This window comes from Allobosea lupini (assembly GCF_900109525.1).
GTDB lineage: Bacteria > Pseudomonadota > Alphaproteobacteria > Rhizobiales > Beijerinckiaceae > Allobosea > Allobosea lupini.
This window is the reverse complement of record NZ_FOAN01000004.1, coordinates 482247-499723: the sequence shown is the minus strand read 5'-3', so window position 1 is coordinate 499723 and position 17477 is coordinate 482247. Positions and strand designations below refer to the sequence as shown.

The 17477-nt window shown below is 67.1% G+C and carries 21 protein-coding genes; 12 read left to right on the top strand and 9 right to left on the bottom strand.

The window, feature by feature from the left end; all coding sequences use genetic code 11:
- Positions 1-184: 184 nt before the first annotated feature.
- Genes trpS through hslV form a run of 5 tightly spaced genes read right to left on the bottom strand, consistent with a single transcriptional unit; the run spans position 185 to position 5274 of the window.
- Entirely contained in the window at positions 185-1246 is a 1062-nt protein-coding gene (trpS, locus tag BMZ21_RS15040) for a tryptophan--tRNA ligase (protein ID WP_091835784.1), read from the bottom strand.
- Positions 1247-1299: 53 nt separating this feature from the next.
- Positions 1300-2904 (bottom strand): murein biosynthesis integral membrane protein MurJ, encoded by a 1605-nt coding sequence (gene murJ, locus BMZ21_RS15035; RefSeq protein ID WP_091835779.1) that lies wholly within the window; start codon positions 2902-2904, stop codon positions 1300-1302.
- A complete protein-coding gene (gene hslU / locus BMZ21_RS15030) occupies positions 2901-4208 on the bottom strand; it encodes an ATP-dependent protease ATPase subunit HslU (RefSeq protein WP_091835776.1) in 1308 nt (435 codons plus the stop codon). Before hslU ends, murJ begins: the two co-directional genes overlap by 4 nt.
- Positions 4208-4708 (bottom strand): GNAT family N-acetyltransferase, encoded by a 501-nt coding sequence (locus tag BMZ21_RS15025; RefSeq protein WP_091835773.1) that lies wholly within the window; start codon positions 4706-4708, stop codon positions 4208-4210. The genes hslU and BMZ21_RS15025 overlap by 1 nt, the downstream gene beginning before the upstream one ends.
- Positions 4705-5274, bottom strand: coding sequence for an ATP-dependent protease subunit HslV (gene hslV, locus BMZ21_RS15020; RefSeq protein ID WP_091835770.1), 570 nt, complete (start codon positions 5272-5274; stop codon positions 4705-4707). The genes BMZ21_RS15025 and hslV overlap by 4 nt, the downstream gene beginning before the upstream one ends.
- A gap of 42 nt (positions 5275-5316) precedes the next feature.
- Here hslV and BMZ21_RS15015 point away from each other — a divergent pair, with 42 nt between their 5' ends.
- Positions 5317-5844 (top strand): hypothetical protein, encoded by a 528-nt coding sequence (locus tag BMZ21_RS15015; protein ID WP_208862287.1) that lies wholly within the window; start codon positions 5317-5319, stop codon positions 5842-5844.
- Here BMZ21_RS15015 and BMZ21_RS15010 read toward each other — a convergent pair.
- Complete coding sequence (locus BMZ21_RS15010; RefSeq protein WP_091835767.1) at positions 5758-6528, bottom strand: isocitrate lyase/PEP mutase family protein; 771 nt, start codon at positions 6526-6528, stop codon at positions 5758-5760. The two genes, BMZ21_RS15015 and BMZ21_RS15010, sit on opposite strands and share 87 nt — an antisense overlap.
- A 185-nt stretch (positions 6529-6713) precedes the next feature.
- Between BMZ21_RS15010 and hisB the strand changes: the two genes are divergently transcribed.
- The 4 genes from hisB (at position 6714) to hisA (ending at position 9243) form a co-directional block, all read left to right on the top strand.
- Positions 6714-7301 (top strand): imidazoleglycerol-phosphate dehydratase HisB, encoded by a 588-nt coding sequence (gene hisB, locus BMZ21_RS15005; protein WP_091835762.1) that lies wholly within the window; start codon positions 6714-6716, stop codon positions 7299-7301.
- 78 nt (positions 7302-7379) lie between these two features.
- Positions 7380-7865 (top strand): DUF2628 domain-containing protein, encoded by a 486-nt coding sequence (locus tag BMZ21_RS15000; RefSeq protein ID WP_091835759.1) that lies wholly within the window; start codon positions 7380-7382, stop codon positions 7863-7865.
- Positions 7862-8518, top strand: coding sequence for an imidazole glycerol phosphate synthase subunit HisH (gene hisH, locus BMZ21_RS14995; protein WP_091835755.1), 657 nt, complete (start codon positions 7862-7864; stop codon positions 8516-8518). The genes BMZ21_RS15000 and hisH overlap by 4 nt, the downstream gene beginning before the upstream one ends.
- On the top strand, positions 8506-9243 hold the full coding sequence (hisA, locus tag BMZ21_RS14990; RefSeq protein ID WP_208862286.1) for a 1-(5-phosphoribosyl)-5-[(5-phosphoribosylamino)methylideneamino]imidazole-4-carboxamide isomerase: 738 nt from the start codon (positions 8506-8508) through the stop codon (positions 9241-9243). The genes hisH and hisA overlap by 13 nt, the downstream gene beginning before the upstream one ends.
- A gap of 3 nt (positions 9244-9246) precedes the next feature.
- On the opposite strand, the gene BMZ21_RS14985 is transcribed toward hisA, so the two are convergent.
- Positions 9247-10032: a transporter substrate-binding domain-containing protein gene (locus tag BMZ21_RS14985; protein ID WP_244543851.1), complete on the bottom strand. Its 786-nt coding sequence runs from the start codon at positions 10030-10032 to the stop codon at positions 9247-9249.
- Between the two features lie 203 nt (positions 10033-10235).
- A complete protein-coding gene (locus BMZ21_RS14980; RefSeq protein ID WP_091836092.1) occupies positions 10236-11033 on the bottom strand; it encodes a transporter substrate-binding domain-containing protein in 798 nt (265 codons plus the stop codon).
- Between the two features lie 153 nt (positions 11034-11186).
- On the opposite strand from BMZ21_RS14980, the gene hisF reads away from it, so the two are divergent.
- The 7 genes from hisF to BMZ21_RS14945 all read left to right on the top strand — a co-directional run bounded on the left by hisF (position 11187) and on the right by BMZ21_RS14945 (position 16240).
- On the top strand, positions 11187-11951 hold the full coding sequence (hisF, locus tag BMZ21_RS14975) for an imidazole glycerol phosphate synthase subunit HisF (protein ID WP_091835749.1): 765 nt from the start codon (positions 11187-11189) through the stop codon (positions 11949-11951).
- A 3-nt stretch (positions 11952-11954) separates the two neighbouring features.
- Positions 11955-12275, top strand: coding sequence for a phosphoribosyl-ATP diphosphatase (locus BMZ21_RS14970; protein ID WP_091835745.1), 321 nt, complete (start codon positions 11955-11957; stop codon positions 12273-12275).
- Between the two features lie 74 nt (positions 12276-12349).
- Positions 12350-13324 carry a type I pantothenate kinase gene (gene coaA, locus BMZ21_RS14965; RefSeq protein WP_091835742.1) on the top strand — a complete coding sequence of 325 codons (975 nt, stop codon included), beginning with the start codon at positions 12350-12352 and terminating at the stop codon, positions 13322-13324.
- Positions 13325-13356: 32 nt separating this feature from the next.
- A complete protein-coding gene (locus BMZ21_RS14960) occupies positions 13357-13884 on the top strand; it encodes a DUF1697 domain-containing protein (protein WP_091835739.1) in 528 nt (175 codons plus the stop codon).
- A complete protein-coding gene (locus tag BMZ21_RS14955; protein ID WP_091835736.1) occupies positions 13884-14333 on the top strand; it encodes a YqaA family protein in 450 nt (149 codons plus the stop codon). The genes BMZ21_RS14960 and BMZ21_RS14955 overlap by 1 nt, the downstream gene beginning before the upstream one ends.
- A 61-nt stretch (positions 14334-14394) precedes the next feature.
- Positions 14395-14745, top strand: coding sequence for a RidA family protein (locus BMZ21_RS14950; protein WP_091835733.1), 351 nt, complete (start codon positions 14395-14397; stop codon positions 14743-14745).
- Positions 14746-14839: 94 nt separating this feature from the next.
- Positions 14840-16240 (top strand): hypothetical protein, encoded by a 1401-nt coding sequence (locus BMZ21_RS14945; protein ID WP_143079714.1) that lies wholly within the window; start codon positions 14840-14842, stop codon positions 16238-16240.
- On the opposite strand, the gene BMZ21_RS14940 is transcribed toward BMZ21_RS14945, so the two are convergent.
- Positions 16241-17392, bottom strand: coding sequence for an aminotransferase (locus BMZ21_RS14940; RefSeq protein ID WP_091835726.1), 1152 nt, complete (start codon positions 17390-17392; stop codon positions 16241-16243).
- Positions 17393-17477: the final 85 nt, after the last annotated feature.

The following is a 17477-nucleotide window of genomic DNA, read 5'->3' as shown; positions in this document are numbered from 1 at the left end:
TCCCAATTGTCCCGATTCCGAAATTAGCCACTGCCCGATATCGAGTGTGGAGCGAATTCCAGAATCGTCAGGGACACTCGTAAGCCCTTGATTCCTAGTGCCTTTCTTTGATTTCGAAGTTCGCGCCGCACCTGATATCGACCGAGAGCGAACATCGAAATCACGACACTGGGCGCCCGCCGGATCAGCGCCTGCGCACGAAGCCGGTGATGTCCTTGACGTCGAGCATGATCGGCGCGGCGATCGCGGCGGCGCGGTCGGCGCCGTCGCTGAGGATGGCGTCGATATGGCTGGGATCGGCCAGCAGGCGGCGCATCTCGTCGGCGATCGGCGCGAGCTTGCCGACCGCCAGCTCGACCAGCGCCGCCTTGAAGCCGGAGAACTGGCTGCCGCCGAACTGGCCGAGCACCTGCGCCTTGCTCTCGCCGGAGAGCCCGGCATAGATCCCGACCAGGTTCTCGGCCTCCGGTCGGCCCTCCAGCCCCTTCTCCTCGGAGGGCAGCGCCTCCGGATCGGTCTTCGCCTTGCGGATCTTCTGGGCGATCATGTCGGCATCGTCGGTCAGGTTGATGCGCGAATAGTCCGACGGGTCCGATTTCGACATCTTCTTGGTGCCGTCGCGCAGGCTCATCACCCGTGGGGCCGGGCCCTGGATCATCGGCTCGGGCAGCGGGAAATAGCCGAGCTCGCCGGTGCCGAGGTCAAGCTCGGCGATGCGCTCGGCGAAGTCGTTGTTGAACTTCTGGGCGATGTCGCGGGTCAGCTCGAGATGCTGCTTCTGGTCCTCGCCGACCGGCACATGGGTCGCCTTGTAGAGCAGGATGTCGGCCGCCATCAGCACGGGATAGTCGTAGAGCCCGACCGAGGCGTTCTCGCGGTCCTTACCGGCCTTCTCCTTGAACTGGGTCATGCGGTTGAGCCAGCCGAGGCGGGCGACGGTGTTGAACACCCAGGCGAGCTCGGCATGGCCGGAGACCTGGCTCTGGTTGAAGATGATGCTCTTCTTCGGGTCGACGCCGGCAGCGATGTAGGCGGCCGCGACCTCGCGTGTGGCGCGGGTCAGCTCGGCCGGCCCGCCCCAGACGTCGAGCCCTTGCGTGATCGCGTGCATGTCGACGACGCAATAGATGCAGTCATGGGTCTTCTGCATCGCGACCCAGTTCACCAGCGCGCCGAGATAATTGCCGAGATGGAGCGTCGAGGTCGGCTGCATGCCGGAGAAGACGCGGGGAGAGAAAGCGGCCATGGGGCGCTCCGTCGTCAGGGCGAAGAAATCCTTCGAGTCGGGGGTCGATCCGCTCAGGAACGCGGCGTTCTGACGGATGCGCCGCGAAGGCGCAAGAGCCGCGAAGGCAGGACAGCGTCGAAGGCGCCGAGCAGGAAGCCGGCAACGGCGTAGACCGCAGCACCCGCGCAGCACAGCACTGCCAGCGCGCCGGCCCGCCACAGGGCCGGCTGGCCCAGGTCGAGCGCGGAGAGCAGCGGCCTGAGCATGGCCTCGAGCACCGCGATCATGAGCAAGGCGGCCATGATGATCGCGAGGATCGTCCGGCCATCCGTCCAGCGCGGTCGCCACAGCCCTGCCCGCAGCAGATGGATCGCGAGCAGGCCCGCCTGGACGATGAAGGCGAGGCTTGCCGCCAGTGCACCGATCATCGCCGCATCGCGCCAGCCCAGCAAAGCGAAACCGGCTAGCGCGGCGACGGCGACAGCGGCAAAGCCGGCGATCAATGGCAGGCGCGGCTGCCGTCGCACGAAATAGACCTGTCCGAACACCTTGGCGGCGAGTGCGAAGGGCAGGCCGCAGGCGAAGGCTGCGAGCGCGGCGGCGGTACGCTCGCGGTCGGCAGCGGTGAACTGCCCGTTCTCGAACAGAACCGAGACGATCGGTTCGGCCAGCACGAACAGGGCCGTCGCGGCTGGGATCGCCAGTGCCAGGCCAAGTGCCAGCGCCCGGCCGAGCAGGGCGTCGTGGTCCGCCTGCGAGCGTTCGCCAGCCATGGCCGAGAGCACGACCGTGCCCATCGCGACGCCGAAGAAGGAGAGCGGCAACTGGAAGACGCGGTCGGCATAATACAGCGCCGAGACCGAGCCGGGCCCGGTCGAGGCGATTTGCGTCGAGATCAGGAGGACGAGTTGCGCGGCGGAGGCAGCGAGCAATGTCGCCCCGCCGGTCCTGACCAGCCGGCTCATATCCGTTGACCAGCGCAGGCCGGGGCGCGGCAGGCCGATGCCAAGCAGCCGCCATAGGATCATGGCGAGATGCGCCAGGCCGGTGAGGCTGAGGCAGGCGGCTAGCAATGTCGCGCTGCCATGGGCGTCACCGCCGCGGAACAGTGCGAACAGCAAGGCCGCGAGCAGGATCGCGTTCATCAGTGCCGGCGCCAACGCCGCCACGGTGAAGCGCCCCTCGGCATTGAGCAGCGCCGCGAGCAGTGCGGCAAGCGTGGTCAACAGCACGAAGGGCAGCATCAGCCGCGTGTAGTAGGCGGCGAGCGCCAGCGTCTGCGGTTCGTCGGCGAAGCCGCCGGCCAGGCCGAGCACGACCCAGGGCGCGAAGATTTCCGCCAGAACGACGAAGCCGAGCAGCAGCAGGCCGAGCTGGCTCGCGGCAGCGCCTGCAAAGCGCTTGGCGGCTTCTTCACCTCGCTCGGCCTTGATCGCGAGGTAGAGCGGCACGAAGGGCGCGTTCAGCCCGCCCTCGCCGAGCACGCGCCGGACGAGATTCGGCAGGCGCAAGGCTGCCAGGAAGGCGTCCGCCACGGGACCGGCGCCGAGCAGGCGCGCGATCAGCACGTCCCGGGCAAAGCCGAGCAGGCGCGACAGGATCGTCGCAGCGCCGACGATCAGCGAATCGCGGGCGAGGCGGGAGGATGGGGGCTCTGCCTCGCCCGAAGAGCTCACAGAATGAACCGGCTGAGATCGGCGTTTCTGGCGAGGTCGCCGATCCGCGCTTCGACATAGGCCGCATCGATGGTGATGCTCTCGCCGCCGCGATCCGTCGCCGTGAAGGAGATCTCGTCGAGGATGCGCTCGATCACGGTCTGGAGCCGGCGCGCGCCGATGTTCTCGACGCTCGAATTGACCTCGACCGCGATGCGGGCGATCGCCGCGACCGCGTCCGGCGTGAAGTCGATCGTGACCTGCTCGGTCGTCAGCATCGCCACCGACTGCTTGATCAGGCTGGCCTCGGTCTCGGTCAGGATGCGCTTGAAATCCTCGACGTCGAGCGACGAGAGCTCGACCCGGATCGGCAGGCGGCCCTGCAACTCCGGCAAGAGGTCCGATGGCTTCGAGACGTGGAAGGCACCCGACGCGATGAACAGGATGTGGTCGCTCTTCACCGGCCCGTGCTTGGTCGCCACCGTGGTGCCCTCGATCAGCGGCAGCAGGTCGCGCTGCACGCCTTCGCGCGAGACATCGGCGCCGCCGCGGCCCTCGCGGGCGCAGATCTTGTCGATCTCGTCGAGGAAGACGATGCCGTTGTTCTCGACCTCGCGGATCGCCGCCTGGACGATCGCGTCCTGATCGATCAGCTTGTCGCTCTCCTCGGCGAGCAGCGGTGCGTAGGCTTCCTTGACCAGCACGCGCTTGGGCTTGCCGCGCTGCCCGAAGGCCTTGCCGAGCATGTCGGAGAGGTTGATCGCGCCGATCGAAGCGCCGGGCATGCCAGGCACCTCGAACATCGGCGCGCTAGAGGCCGCCGAGGCGATCTCGACCTCGATCTCCTTGTCGTCGAGCTCGTTGTTGCGCAGCTTGCGGCGGAAGCTGTCGCGCGTGGTCGCGCTCGCCGTCGGTCCGACGAGGGCATCGAGTACGCGCTCCTCGGCCGCGACATGCGCCTTGGCCTCGACATCCTTGCGCCGGCTCTCGCGGACGAGGCCGATCGCGACCTCGACGAGGTCGCGCACGATCGATTCGACGTCGCGGCCGACATAGCCGACCTCGGTGAACTTGGTCGCCTCGACCTTGAGGAACGGTGCATTCGCCAGCTTGGCGAGGCGGCGCGCGATCTCGGTCTTGCCGCAGCCGGTCGGCCCGATCATCAGGATGTTCTTGGGCGCGACCTCCTCGCGCAGCGGCCCTTCGAGCTGCTGCCGGCGCCAGCGATTGCGCAGGGCGATCGCGACGGCGCGCTTGGCGTCCTTCTGGCCGACGATGAAGCGGTCGAGCTCGGAGACGATCTCGCGGGGGGAAAACGACGTCATCAAACAGGTTCCTGGATCATGATCAGCGCGGGGCCGTCGCCGGTCTCGCGAACGTCTAGGGCCGTGAAACCAGCCTTCTCATAGGCGCGGATCGCGGCGAGATTCTCCGGATCGGGGTCGATCACCACCCGCGGCGCGCCCTGCGCCAGCAGATGCCGGCTGAAGGCGCCGATGAAGCGGGTGCCATGGCCCTGGCCGAGCATGTCGGCCTCGCCGATGAACTGGTCGATCCCGCGCGTGCCGGCTGGCTGGTCCTGCAGCGGGTAGTCGGGCCAGAGCGCGGGATCCCAGCTCTGCTGGTGGGCGAAGGGGCGCCCGTCATGGCTGACGATCAGCGCCTCCATGCTGGGATCGCCGAAGATGCGCGCGATCTCGGCGAGCTCTTCGTCGGGGTCGCCCCACCAGCGCCGGACATGGTCCTGTTCGAGCCAGCGCGCCAGCATCGGGAAGTCGTCGGGCGTCGCGGGGGCGAATGAATAGCCGTCGGCGACGAAATTCATGGGGTCTCCAAGCTCTCGATGACGAGGGAATGGTTGGTATAGACGCAGATATCGCCGGCGATCTTCATCGCCTTCCGCACGATCGTCTCGGCATCGGCCTCGCCGTCGATCAGGGCTCTGGCCGCCGCGAGCGCATAATTGCCGCCCGACCCGATCGCCATCACCGAGCCATGCTCGGACGCTTCCGGCTCGAGCACGTCGCCGGTGCCGGAGATCAGCAGCGAGACGTCCTTGTCGGCGACCAGCAGCATCGCCTCCAACCGGCGCAGATAGCGGTCGGTGCGCCAGTCCTTGGCGAGTTCGACGCAGGCGCGCAGCAATTGCGTCGGAAATTGCTCCAGCTTGGCTTCCAGCCGCTCGAACAAGGTGAAGGCGTCGGCGGTCGCGCCCGCGAAGCCCGCGATCACCGCACCCTTGGCGAGGCGGCGGACCTTCTTGGCGTTGCCCTTCATGATCGTCGGGCCGAGCGAAACCTGGCCGTCGCCGCCGATCACGACCCGGCTGCCCTTGCGCACCATCAGGATGGTGGTCGCGTGCATGACGGGGGCGTTGCTAGTCTCTGACATTGCGATTCGATCTCGGGCAAACGGTCGACGGGAACCGCCAAGATGTTCAGGCTGAAGCCCGGTATCAAGAGCGACCCGGTCAAACGCTGGAATCTGCCCGAGCGGGTCTTCTTCGCCTGCGGCGCCTGCCACATCCTCGCCTACGCCTTCCTGGAAACCTATCCGGAGCACGGTTTCCACGCCGTCTGGATCAGGCCGGCCGAAGGCTTCACCGGCAACCACGTCTTCGTCAGCGATGGCAGGATCGCCTTCGATTTTCACGGCTATCGCTGTGAAGAAGCGTTGGTCGCGCATCACTGGGCCAAGGGCCGGCTCTGGTGGGCGGGCTGGGACGGAACGCTCTTGTCCCTGCCCCGGGACGTCCTGATCAGCGAAGCGAAATCGAAGGCCTATGACGGTCTCTGGCTGCGCGAGCCCGGCCAGTTCCTCCACGATGCGCTGCCGAGGGCGCGGGCGTTCCTGGCCCGCTTCGGGCCGCCGCCGTCAGGCGCCGGCCAGGCTGGCGGCACATTGCTCGACGAAGCGGGCCTGCGCCGCCAGATAGGGGCCGGGGCCGTAGCTGATCCGTGACACGCCGAGCCGGATCAGTGTCTCGCGATCGGGCGCGCCACCCATCATCATCACGTTCACGGGTAGCGTCGACGCAGCGCAGATCGCCGCGATGCCGCTCTCGTCCAGCAGTCCGGGAATGAAGAAGCCGTTGCAGCCGGCCTGCTGATAGGCCTGCGCCCGCTCGATCGCCGCGTCGATGAGGCCGGAGTGCCGCGTCTTGTCGGCCTCCAGCAGGAAAAGGTCGGTCCTGGCGTTGATGAACACGGCGATGCCGAGACGATCCGCCGCGCTCCGGATCGCCTTGATCCGCAGCACCTGGTCGGCGATGGCATAGAGCGCGCCTGCCCCGACGATCCGGTCCTCGAAGTTCAGGCCGACTGCGCCGGCTTCGATGATCCGCGCGGCATTCTTCGCGACGCCGTCCGGGTCTTTCGCGTAGCCGCCTTCGAAATCGACGGTCAGCGGCAGCGCGACGGAGGAGGCGATGCGGCCGACGATCGTTTCGATGAAGTCGAGCGGGATCGCCTCGCCGTCGTCGAAGCCATGGGCCGCCGCCATCGACCAGCTGCCGGTGGCGATCGCCTTGCTCCCCGCCTTGGCGGCCGAGCGGGCGCTGCCGGCATCCCAGATATTGTAGAGGATGAGCGGCCGGCCTTTGACATGCAGTGCAGCAAACTGGCTCGCTCTGTCAGCCTGTGTCATCGCACCTCTCCCTGCCTCGCCGCGCCGCTGGTAGCGAACCCGGCTGTCGCCTTCTGTCAGCAGATGCGCCAGGCGCCGAGTCAACGAGAAAGGTCGGCCGAGAGCGGATCCGCCTCGATCGCCATGGCCTTCCGGCCGGTCGCCTGCTAAAGCGGGCACGGTTTTGCGAGGGTTCAGAGGTCAGCATGCGTTCGGGCGAAGTGAAGCGCCGCACCAACGAGACCGACATCGCGGTCAAGCTCGTGCTCGACGGCACGGGCAAGGCCGAGATTGCCACAGGGGTCGGCTTCTTCGACCATATGCTCGATCTGTTCGCCCGCCATTCGCTGATCGACACCACGGTCAAGGTGAAGGGCGACACCCATATCGACGACCATCACTCGGTCGAGGATGCCGGCATCGCGCTCGGCGAGGCCCTGAAGCAGGCGCTCGGCGACAAGAACGGCATCCGCCGCTATGCCGATGTCCACCTGCCGATGGACGAGACGCTGACCCGCGTCGCGGTCGACGTCTCCGGCCGGCCTTTCCTGGTCTTCCGGACGCAGTTCAGGGCGGAGAAGATCGGCAGCTTCGACACCGAACTGGTGCGCGAGTTCTTCCAGGCCTTCGCGATCAATGCCGGGCTGACCCTGCATGTCGAGACGCTCTATGGCGACAATGCCCACCATATCGCCGAAAGCTGCTTCAAGGGTCTGGCGCGGGCGCTGCGCCAGGCGCTGGAAGTCGATCCGCGCGAGGGCGGCCGCGTGCCCTCGACCAAGGGCGCCCTCTAGAGCATTGCGCGAAAAAGTGGAAACCGGTTTTTTGCTTGAGCAATGCTCTAAACTTTTGGGATCAAAGGGATCGCTGCCATGGCGTTCTATCAGGCTCTGATCCCGCCGCCGGGCGCCGGCGGACTGCGCGAGGAGGTCGAGCAGGCCAGGCTCCTGCCCGAGACCTTCACCTTTTCGGCGCTGGTCTTCGGCGGTCTCTGGCTGCTGTTCAAACGGCTCTGGCTCGCCTTCATCCTCTATGCGCTGGTCTGGGGCGGGCTGGTCTACCTGCAGCGCCAGATCGGCTTCTCCTTTTTCGCGGTGATGCTGTCGCATACCGCGCTTGCGGTCTTCCTCGGCTTCGAGGGTCAGAACCTGATTGCGCGCAAGCTGATGCGGAAGGGCTGGCGGCTGGTCGATGTGGTCGAGGCGCCGGATCTCTCCAGTGCCGAGCGCCGCTTCTTCGAGCGGGCCCTGCCGGCCGGCGCGCCGCCCCGCGTCGTCGAGACGGCACCGGCTCCCGCGCGCTTCGCAGAGAGCTCCGCGCCGGTGATCGGCCTCTTCCCGGAGGCGAACGGGCGATGAGCCAGACCGTCACCATCGTCGATTACGGCTCGGGCAATCTGCACTCGGCCGCCAAGGCCTTTGAGCGCGCCGCCGTTGAGGCCGGCACGCCAGCGACCATCCGCGTCACCAGCGATCCCGCCGAGGTCCGCGCCGCCGATCGCATCGTGCTGCCTGGCGTCGGCGCCTTCGCCGACTGCCGGCGCGGGCTCGACGCCGTCCCCGGCATGGTCGAGGCGCTGGAGGAGACAGTGCGCGGCAAGGGCCGGCCCTTCCTCGGCATCTGCGTCGGCATGCAGCTGATGGCGAGCCGCGGCCTCGAATATGTCACCACCGAGGGCCTTAACTGGCTTGCCGGCGACGTCGCGCTGATCCGCCCGGGCGATGACGCCCTGAAGATCCCGCATATGGGCTGGAACACGCTGCACCCGCAGGACGAGCATCCGCTCCTCGCCGGAATCGAGACCGGCCCTTCCGGCTGGCACGCCTATTTCGTCCACTCCTACGCGCTGACGGCCACAAGGCCGGAGGAGGTGCTGGCGCTGACCGATTACGGCGGCCCGGTCACCGCGATCGTGGCAAAGGACAATATCGCCGGCACCCAGTTCCACCCCGAGAAGAGCCAGAAGCTCGGCCTCAAGCTGATCGGCAATTTCCTGAGGTGGGCGCCGTGATCCTCTTCCCCGCCATCGACCTGAAGGAAGGCCGCTGCGTCCGCCTGAAGCAGGGCGACATGGATCAGGCGACGGTCTTCAACGACGATCCCGCCGCCCAGGCCGCGACCTTCGAGGGACAGGGCTTCCAGTGGCTTCACGTTGTTGATCTCGATGGCGCCTTCGCCGGCAAGCCGATGAACGCGGCTGCGGTCGAAGCGATCCTGAAACGCGTTCTCTTCCCCGTTCAGCTCGGCGGCGGCATCCGCGACATGAAGACGGTCGAGGGCTGGCTCGCCAAGGGCATTGCCCGCGTCATCATCGGCACGGCGGCGGTGCGCGATCCCGGTTTCGTCCGCGAGGCCGCGAAGACGTTCCCGGGCAAGGTCGCGGTGGGCATCGATGCGCGCGACGGCTTCGTCGCCGTGGAAGGCTGGGCCGAGACCTCGTCACTGGCGGCGGATGATCTCGGGCGCCGCTTCGAGGATGCCGGCGTCGCCGCGATCGTCTACACCGACATCGCGCGTGACGGCATGCTCCAGGGCATCAACTGGGACGGTACGATCGCGCTCGCCCATGCGCTGACGATCCCGGTGATCGCCTCGGGCGGCCTTGCCTCCATGGCCGATATCGAACGCCTCTGCGCCCCTGATGCCGCGATCCTCGAAGGCGCGATCACCGGCCGCGCCCTTTATGACGGCCGGATCGATCCTGCGGCGGCGCTGGCGCGGCTCGCGGCGGCCTGAGACTCAGCGCAGATACTGCTCGTAATAGCGCTGGTACTCGCCGGTCGCCTTGGCGATGTGCAGCCACTGGTCGACGAAGGCCTTGAAGATCACGTCGCCGCGCGGCAGCAGATAGCCGATCTCGATGAAGGTCAGCGGCTTGTCGGGATTGATGGCGCACAGGCCCGGCTTCAGCTTCTGCTGCACGGTCGCCTCGATCGCCTCGGTGACAAACACGTCGGCACGCCCAGCCAGGATTTCGTCGAAGATGCCGACATTGTCCTGGTGAAGCGTGACCTTGGCCTGTTTGAAGTTGCTCTTGGCGAAGCGCTCATTGGTGCCGCCGGGATTGGCGATCGCGGTGACGCCGGGCTTGTCGATGTCGGCGACGCTCTGGAATCTGTCCTTGTCGGCGCAGCGCACCAGCGGGATCTTGCCGGTCCGCAGCGCCGGATCCGAGTAGAAAACGCGCTTCTGCCGCTCCAGCGTCACGCCGATGCCGCCCATGGCGATGTCGCATTTGCCGCCGGTGAAATCGGCCATCAGCTCGGCCCATTTCGTCCGCACGAATTTGGGCTCGACGCCGATCGCCTTGGCGAGCGACTTCGCCATCTCGATGTCGATGCCCTCATAGCTGTCGCCGACGGCATTGGTGAACGGCTTGTAGTCGCCGGTGGTGCAGATCCGCAGCGTCCCGGCGCTCTGAATCGCATCGAGTGCGCTGGCCGGTGCCTGCGCCTGGACGGCGCCGATCGAGATGAAGCCTGCGCAGGCGGCGGAGAACGCCGCGCGGATGATCGTCGACAGCATGAAAAAAGCCCTCATCCCCTCTCTTGTCAGTGCCGCAAGGAGAGCAGCGCGCGGGACCAGCTTCAACTGCCATGCGGGTAAGGGCGCCCGTGCCTGGCATGCATCGCTTGACTAGCAGGCGTTGCATCGCGTCGTGCTGAAACATGCTGCAGGTTGCGCCACGCCACTGTCTGTCAGCGAAGCGGCGCGACCCTGCCGAAAAGTCAGCGAACGAACTGATTGTAGATCGTGCCGAACTCCCCGGTTGCCTTGGCGAGATGCAGCCACTGATCGACGAACGCCTTGAAGACGATGTCGCCGCGCGGCAGCAGATAGCCCATTTCGCCATATTGCAGCGGCGAGTCCGGGTTGATGGCGCACAAGCCCGGGCGGATCTTCTCCTGGACCTTCGTCTCGATCGACTCGGCCACCATGATGTCGGCCTTGCCGGCGAGGATCTGATCCCAGATCGTGACGTTGTCCGGGAAGATCTCGATCTTGGCCTGCTTGAAATTGGCGCGCACGAAGCGTTCGTTCGTGCCGCCCGGATTGACGATGACGCGCGTCTCCGGCTTGTCGATGTCGGCGACGGTCTGGAACTTCGAGACGTCGGCGCAACGGGCGATCGGCGCCTTGCCGTTGATCAGATAGGGCGCGGAGAAGAAGGCGCGCTTCTGCCGGTCGAGCGTCACCGAGATGCCGCCCATGGCGATGTCGCATTTGCCGCCGGTGAAGTCGTTCATCAGGTCGGCCCATTTCGTCTGCACGAATTTGGCCTCGACGCCGATGGCCTTCGCCAGCGATTTTCCGAGCTCGATGTCGATGCCCTCATAGCTGCCGTCCTTGGCGAGCGTGAACGGCTTGTAGTCGCCGGTGGTGCAGATCTGCAGGGCTCCGCGGCTCTGGATCGTCTCGAGCTGGCTTGCCGGAGCCTGCGCCAGCGCGGCGGCGCTCAAACCGAGCCCGGCCACGGCGCTCAGCACAGCCAGTTTCAGGCCCTTGAAGGGTGATGCGATCGTCATGGAAATCCCCTCGGCTTTGCTTGTGGCGCGCAGGAGAGCAGGGATCGTGGCGGCGATCAATCCGGCCTGTGTGCGCTGCGTTTGCGTGCCGTGCAGCGGCGGCGCTATATGCGCCGACCCGTTTTTGTCGCTCCCGCTCGGGCAGGCCCGCCGATGACCTTGAAGACCCGCATCATCCCCTGCCTCGACGTCAAAGACGGCCGCGTCGTCAAAGGCGTGAAATTCGTCGATCTCGTCGATGCCGGCGATCCCGTCGAGGCCGCCAAGGCCTATGACGCGGCCGGCGCCGACGAGCTCTGCTTCCTCGACATCACCGCAAGCCATGAGGCGCGCGGGACCTTGCTCGACGTCGTCACCCGCACGGCCGAGGCCTGCTTCATGCCGCTGACCGTCGGCGGCGGCGTGCGCAAGGTCGAGGATATCCGCGCGCTGCTGCTGGCCGGCGCCGACAAGGTCGCGATCAACACCGCGGCGGTGACCAACCGCCCCTTCGTCAAGGAAGCCGCGGAAAAATTCGGCGACCAGTGCATCGTGGTCGCCATCGACGCAAAGCAGGTCACGCCCGGGCGCTGGGAAATCTTCACCCATGGCGGGCGCAACCCCACCGGGATCGACGCCATCGCCTTCGCCCGCGAGGTCGTCTCGCTCGGCGCTGGCGAGTTGCTGGTGACCTCGATGGACCGCGACGGCACGAAATCTGGTTACGACATCGGCCTGACCCAGCGCATCGCCGACGCGGTCTCGGTGCCGGTGATCGCCTCGGGGGGCGTCGGCGATCTCGACGATCTCGTCGCCGGCGTGCGCGACGGCCATGCCTCGGCGGTGCTCGCCGCCTCGATCTTCCATTTCGGCACCTACAGCATTCCGCAGGCCAAGGCGCATATGGCCGCCGCCGGGCTGGCGATGCGGCTGGATTGAGCGATGACCTCTTTTTCCCTCGCTGACCTCGAACGCATCGTCGCCGAGCGCGCCAGTGTTTCGCCCGAAGAATCCTGGACGGCCAAGCTCTTGGCCGCCGGACCCGAGCGCGCCGCCAAGAAGTTCGGCGAGGAAGCGGTCGAGGCCGTCATCGCCGCTGTTAAGGGCGATCGCGACGAACTGATCGCCGAGAGCGCCGATGTGCTTTATCATCTTTTGGTCGTGCTCAGGTCACGCGATGTTGCATTGCGGGACGTCTTGAGCCAGCTTGAGGCCCGCACCGCGCGCTCCGGCCTGGCCGAGAAGGCGGCGCGACCCCGTTAGGGCATGGTCGTGCCCAAGGTTTGAAAGTCGAGGCCGTTGCGTTGAACCTCGAAGCTTGGAATACGGGGGGCATCATGGATCAGCGTCCGCTCGCGGCGCCCTCCGCCCCCGATCTGGTCTCGCCCTATCGCAGTTTCTCGCGCGACGAGTGGGCGCATTTGCGAGCCGATGCGCCGCTGACGCTGTCGGTCGACGACCTGACCAAGCTGCAATCGATCAACGACCCGATCTCGCTCGACGAGATCGTCGCGATCTACCTGCCGCTTTCGCGCCTGCTCTCGCTCTACGTCGCCGCGACGCAAGGGCTGTTCAAGGCGACGCAGCGCTTCCTGATGGCCGAGGCCGAGGTCAAGGTCCCCTATGTCATCGGCGTCGCCGGCTCGGTCGCGGTCGGCAAGTCGACCACGGCGCGCGTCCTGAAGGCTCTGCTCTCGCGCTGGCCGAACACGCCCAAGGTCGAGCTCGTCACCACCGACGGTTTCCTCCTGCCCAATGCCGAGCTCGAACGCCGCGGGCTGATGCAGCGCAAGGGTTTTCCGGAGAGCTATGACAGCGCCGCGATCCTGCGGTTCCTCTCCGATGTGAAGGCCGGCAAGCGCGCCGTCAGCGCCCCCGTCTATTCGCATCTGGTCTACGACGTCGTGCCAGGCGAGCAGGTCACGGTCGAGCGGCCGGACATCCTGATCCTCGAAGGGCTGAACGTGCTGCAGGCGAGCCGCCTGCCCAAGGACGGCACGGTCACCCCGATCGTCTCGGATTTCTTCGACTTCTCGGTCTATCTCGACGCTGACGAGAACGACCTGCACCGCTGGTACGTCAACCGCTTCATGACGCTGCGCCAGACCGCCTTCCGCGATCCGCGCTCCTTCTTCCGCAAGTACGCCGAGATCGGCGAGGACGAGGCGCTCTCGATCGCCGAGAAGCTCTGGACCGGCATCAACCTGCCCAATCTGCGCGAGAACATCGTGCCGACCCGCCAGCGCGCCAGTCTGATCCTGACCAAGGGCGCGAGCCACCGCATCCAGCAGGTCGCGCTGCGGCGGCTTTAGCGCGGCATCGAACCGCCGGGTCCAAAACCACGATGACGACCTATGTCGCCCTGCTGCACTCGATCGTGCTCGGCCCCGGCAGGCGCGTGCTGATGGTGGATCTGAAGGCGATGGCGGCGGAACTCGGCTTTCGTGATGTACGCAGCTGGGTCGCCACCGGCAACCTGATCTTCGAGGGCGAGGATGCGCCGCTTGCGACGGTCGAAAGCCGCTTGGAAGCGGGCTTCCGCACCCGCTTCGGCAAGCATGTCGACATCATCGCGCGCACCGCAGAGGCCTGGAAGCGGCTCGCGGCCCGGAATCCCTTTCCGAACGGCAACGGCGCCGATATCGGCATCCGCGTCATGCGCAAGCCGCTCGGCCCTGACGCCCTGTCCATGCTCCGCCGGCTCGCCGCGCCCGGCATTGCGCTCGCGATCTCCGACGGCGATCTCTGGATCGATTTCGGTGGCAAGCCGAGCGAGACGAGGCTGCTCTCGCATCTGACGACGAAAAAGCTCGGCATCGGCACGCTGCGCAACGCCAATACCGTCAACGCGCTCGCCGCGATGCTGGACTGATGCCTCTCGATTTCGCGTCCCTCGGCCTGATGGCGGGTGCAGCCTTCGTCGCCGCGACGTTGCTGCCGGCCCAGTCGGAAGCCGTCTTCATCGGGCTCCTGGCGGCGAGATCGGTCGATCCGACGCTGCTCTTCATCGTCGCCTCGGTCGCCAACACGGCCGGCTCGGTCGTCAACTGGTGGCTCGGCCGGCTGATCGCGACGGGTGGCGTCGAGCGGTTGCCGGCGCGGCTGCGGCCGGATCCCGTGCGTTTCGCCAAGGCGCAGGGCTGGTTCGCCCGCTTCGGCTGGCCGTCCTTGCTCTTCGCCTGGCTGCCGATCGGCGGCGATCCGCTGACCTTCGTCGCCGGCTCGCTCAACTATCCGCTCGGACGCTTCGTTTTGCTCGTGTTCATCGGCAAGGCGGCACGCTATGCCTTGCTCTGGGCGGGCTGGGCCGCCGCTGCATAAGCATTTGCGCGGATTCCGGTCTCGGGCTACCAGCGAGGCCCTTTCTGTTGGAGACCAGATCATGAGCATCAAGCGCATCGCCCCCGGCCCGCGCATGTCGAAGGCCGTCGTGCATGGCAACACGGTCTATCTCGCCGGTCAGGTCGCCGACAAGGCGGCCGGCAAGAGCGTCGCCGAGCAGACCAAGGACATCCTCTCGATCATCGACGGGCTCCTGGCCGAAGCCGGCACCGACAAGTCGAAGCTGCTGATGGTCAACATCTGGCTCTCGGACATGTCGACCTTCGCCGAGATGAATGCGGTCTGGGACGGTTGGGTCTCGGCCGGCAACACGCCGGGCCGCGCCACCGTCGAGGCCAAGCTCGCCGGCCCGCAATACACCGTCGAGATCGCGGTCATCGCCGCGGTCTGATCGCTGTCGCACGAGAGCAGGATCCGCAAAGTGGGAACCGGTCTGTCGCTGAGATCCTGCTCTGGGTTCTTGGGATCGATCACCGTGATCTAGGGTGACGGGAAACGTGAATCCGGAACTCGCCGCCATCCTGGCCCGTGTCTCGCAGCGCGAGGGGGTTCCCCCCGCGCTGCTGCTGGGCGTGCTCGCCTCGATGGGCGACGCTTCCGGCAAGCCCGATTTCACCCGCATCGAGAACAACCTGGCGCGCCGCGCCGGGGATTTCCGCAGCCTGCAGGCCCGGCTCGCCAAGCCGTCCGGGAACGATCCCGAGCGCGACCGGCTGCAGGGACAGGCCATTCAGGCGCTGGCCGACGGCCGGCTCGCCGAAGCCGACCGCCTGCTCGCTTTGGCCGAGCAGCGCAATCTCGATGGCGCCGCTGCTCCCGATGCGCTCTCCCGGGATCGTCTGCTCGCCGCCGCCGCCGGCCGCGCCGATCGTGGCGCGGTGGCGATGCTACACCTCAATCCGCAAGCCTATCGCGAGGCCGCCGAGCGCTATGCCGAGGCGGCGCTGATCGCCGATTCGGCCGAAGCTGGCAGCGGGCTGACTTATGCCTGGATGCAGGCCGATGCGCTGGCGCGGCGCGGCGCCGACTTTTCCGACAAGGCCGCCTTCGTCGCGTCGATCGGCCAGCTGCGCGGCATGCTCGCCAAGCTCGATAATTTCGACCAGACCGTGCTCTGGGCCGAGACCCAGCTCAGGCTGGCGCGCTCGCTTACCGGGCTGTCGCATTACGAAGGCGGCAGCGCCCTGCTGCGCCAGGTGGTCGAGATCTACCGCACGACGCTGGAGGACCTGACTCGCGCCAAGGCGCCGCGCCTATGGACCGCGCTTCAGACCAGGCTGGGCGAGGCGCTGGCCCGGCTCGGCGAGATCGAGGACGATGCCGGCCTGCTCGACGACGGAGTCGCTGCCTTTCGCGCCGGGCTGTCAGGGATGACGCGCGCCGACATGCCGCGCGAATGGGGCCGCCTGCAATGGGAGCTCGGCAAGGCCCATGTCGCGCTTGGCCTTCGTGCCAGCGGCGTCTCGGCTTTCGAAGCGGCGGTGAACTGCTTCAAGCTGGTTCTCGACGACCGGCCGCGCGAGAGCGTCCCGCTCGACTGGGCCGAGGTGCAGGACCGGATCGGCGCCGCGCTGGTCGGCCTCGCCCGCTATTACAACGAGCCGGTCGTGCTGGAGGAGGCGATCGCTGCCTTCGACGCGGCGCTGGAGGTCAGGCGTCGCGAGATTGTGCCCTCGCTCTGGGCTGAGAGCGCCGCGAACCGGGCCGAGGCGCGGCTGGAGCTGGCCGAGCGCATCCGCCACCGCGCCGAGGCCGAAAGGGCGACCACCGAGCTCGTCATGGCGATCGAGACGCTGCGCGGGCTCGGGCTCGCGGCCGAGGCCAAGCGGCGTGAGCCGAAACTGCGGCGGGCCGCAGTCCTCGTCGAGACCCTTCGGAAGAGCTGATCAGGCCCTGACGCGCAGGGCAGCGAGCCTCTCCAGCGCCTTGTCGAGCGTGGCGTCGTGCTTGGCGAAGCAGAAGCGCACGACATTGCGCACCGCCCCTTCCGCATAGAAGGCGCTGACCGGGATCGCGGCGACGCCGTGCTCGGCGACCAGCCGCTGGCAGAAGGCGACGTCGTCGCTTTGCCCGAGCGGGGCGATGTCGACATTGAGGAAATAGGTGCCGGCGCTCGGCAGCACGCTGAAGCCGAGATCGCTGAGGCCGCCTGCGAAGCGATCGCGCGAGCGCTGGAAATCGGCGCGCATTCCCTCGAAATACCCGTCGGCCTTGCCCAGGCCATAGGCGACCGCCGCCTGCAGGTTCGGCGGCGTGGTGAAGGTGATGTACTGGTGCGCCTTGGCGAGCACGCGCATCAGCTTGGGCGCCGCCATCACCATCCCGACCTTCCAGCCGGTCAGCGAGAAGATCTTGCCGGCCGAGGAGATCTTGACCGTGCGCTCGCGCATGCCCGGCCGGCTCATCAATGGCTGATGGCGGTGGCCGTCAAAGACGACATGCTCCCAGACGTCGTCGCAGATCGCGACCGCGTCGTGCCGGACGCAGAACGAGGCCAGCAGGTCGAGATCGGCCTCGCTGAAATTGGTCGCGGTCGGGTTGAGCGGATTGTTGAACAGCACCACCCTGGTCTTCGGCGAGAAGGCTTTCGCCAGCGCCTCCTCGCTCAGCCCGAAATGCGGCGGCGTCAGCGTCACGAATTTCGGGATGCCACCGGCGCGCCGGACCAGCGGCAGGTAGGCGTCGTACATCGGCTCGAACAGCACGACCTCGTCGCCGGGCGAGACGATCGCCATCAGCGCGCCGGCGATCGCCTCGGTTGCGCCGGAAGTGATCATCACCTCGGCCTCCGGATCGAGCTCCAGACCCTGCCAATGCCGGAAATGCGTCGCCGTCGCCTGGCGCAGCTCCGGCAGGCCCATCATTGGCGGATACTGATTCCAGCCCTCGATCACGGCTTGCGCCGCCTTGCGGCGGACGTCCTCGGGGCCGGGATCGTCGGGGAAGCCCTGGCCGAGGTTGACGGCCTGGTGCTCGCGCGCAAGCCGCGACATGGTCTCGAAGATCGTCGTCGGAAGGGCGGAAAAGATCGGGTTCATCGCGGCTGGCTTCACTCGGGAAGGCGGGCGGAAAGGCTCGGATGCCGCCATAGCACGCGCAACGCCGGTGTGCATCGTCCCGAAA

Bases quoted from the DNA above. Each gene is read 5' to 3' on its own strand.
- hisF (WP_091835749.1), top strand. From the start codon at position 11,187: ATGACCTTGAAGACCCGCATCATCCCCTGCCTCGACGTCAAAGACGGC.
- BMZ21_RS15000 (WP_091835759.1), top strand. From the start codon at position 7,380: ATGGCGTTCTATCAGGCTCTGATCCCGCCGCCGGGCGCCGGCGGACTG.
- BMZ21_RS14940 (WP_091835726.1), bottom strand. From the start codon at position 17,392: ATGAACCCGATCTTTTCCGCCCTTCCGACGACGATCTTCGAGACCATG.
- BMZ21_RS14970 (WP_091835745.1), top strand. From the start codon at position 11,955: ATGACCTCTTTTTCCCTCGCTGACCTCGAACGCATCGTCGCCGAGCGC.
- BMZ21_RS14980 (WP_091836092.1), bottom strand. From the start codon at position 11,033: ATGACGATCGCATCACCCTTCAAGGGCCTGAAACTGGCTGTGCTGAGC.
- BMZ21_RS14960 (WP_091835739.1), top strand. From the start codon at position 13,357: ATGACGACCTATGTCGCCCTGCTGCACTCGATCGTGCTCGGCCCCGGC.
- trpS (WP_091835784.1), bottom strand. From the start codon at position 1,246: ATGGCCGCTTTCTCTCCCCGCGTCTTCTCCGGCATGCAGCCGACCTCG.
- BMZ21_RS14985 (WP_244543851.1), bottom strand. From the start codon at position 10,032: ATGCTGTCGACGATCATCCGCGCGGCGTTCTCCGCCGCCTGCGCAGGC.
- hisH (WP_091835755.1), top strand. From the start codon at position 7,862: ATGAGCCAGACCGTCACCATCGTCGATTACGGCTCGGGCAATCTGCAC.
- coaA (WP_091835742.1), top strand. From the start codon at position 12,350: ATGGATCAGCGTCCGCTCGCGGCGCCCTCCGCCCCCGATCTGGTCTCG.
- BMZ21_RS14955 (WP_091835736.1), top strand. From the start codon at position 13,884: ATGCCTCTCGATTTCGCGTCCCTCGGCCTGATGGCGGGTGCAGCCTTC.
- hslU (WP_091835776.1), bottom strand. From the start codon at position 4,208: ATGACGTCGTTTTCCCCCCGCGAGATCGTCTCCGAGCTCGACCGCTTC.
- BMZ21_RS15025 (WP_091835773.1), bottom strand. From the start codon at position 4,708: ATGAATTTCGTCGCCGACGGCTATTCATTCGCCCCCGCGACGCCCGAC.
- BMZ21_RS14950 (WP_091835733.1), top strand. From the start codon at position 14,395: ATGAGCATCAAGCGCATCGCCCCCGGCCCGCGCATGTCGAAGGCCGTC.
- BMZ21_RS15015 (WP_208862287.1), top strand. From the start codon at position 5,317: ATGTTCAGGCTGAAGCCCGGTATCAAGAGCGACCCGGTCAAACGCTGG.
- BMZ21_RS15010 (WP_091835767.1), bottom strand. From the start codon at position 6,528: ATGACACAGGCTGACAGAGCGAGCCAGTTTGCTGCACTGCATGTCAAA.
- hisB (WP_091835762.1), top strand. From the start codon at position 6,714: ATGCGTTCGGGCGAAGTGAAGCGCCGCACCAACGAGACCGACATCGCG.
- hslV (WP_091835770.1), bottom strand. From the start codon at position 5,274: ATGTCAGAGACTAGCAACGCCCCCGTCATGCACGCGACCACCATCCTG.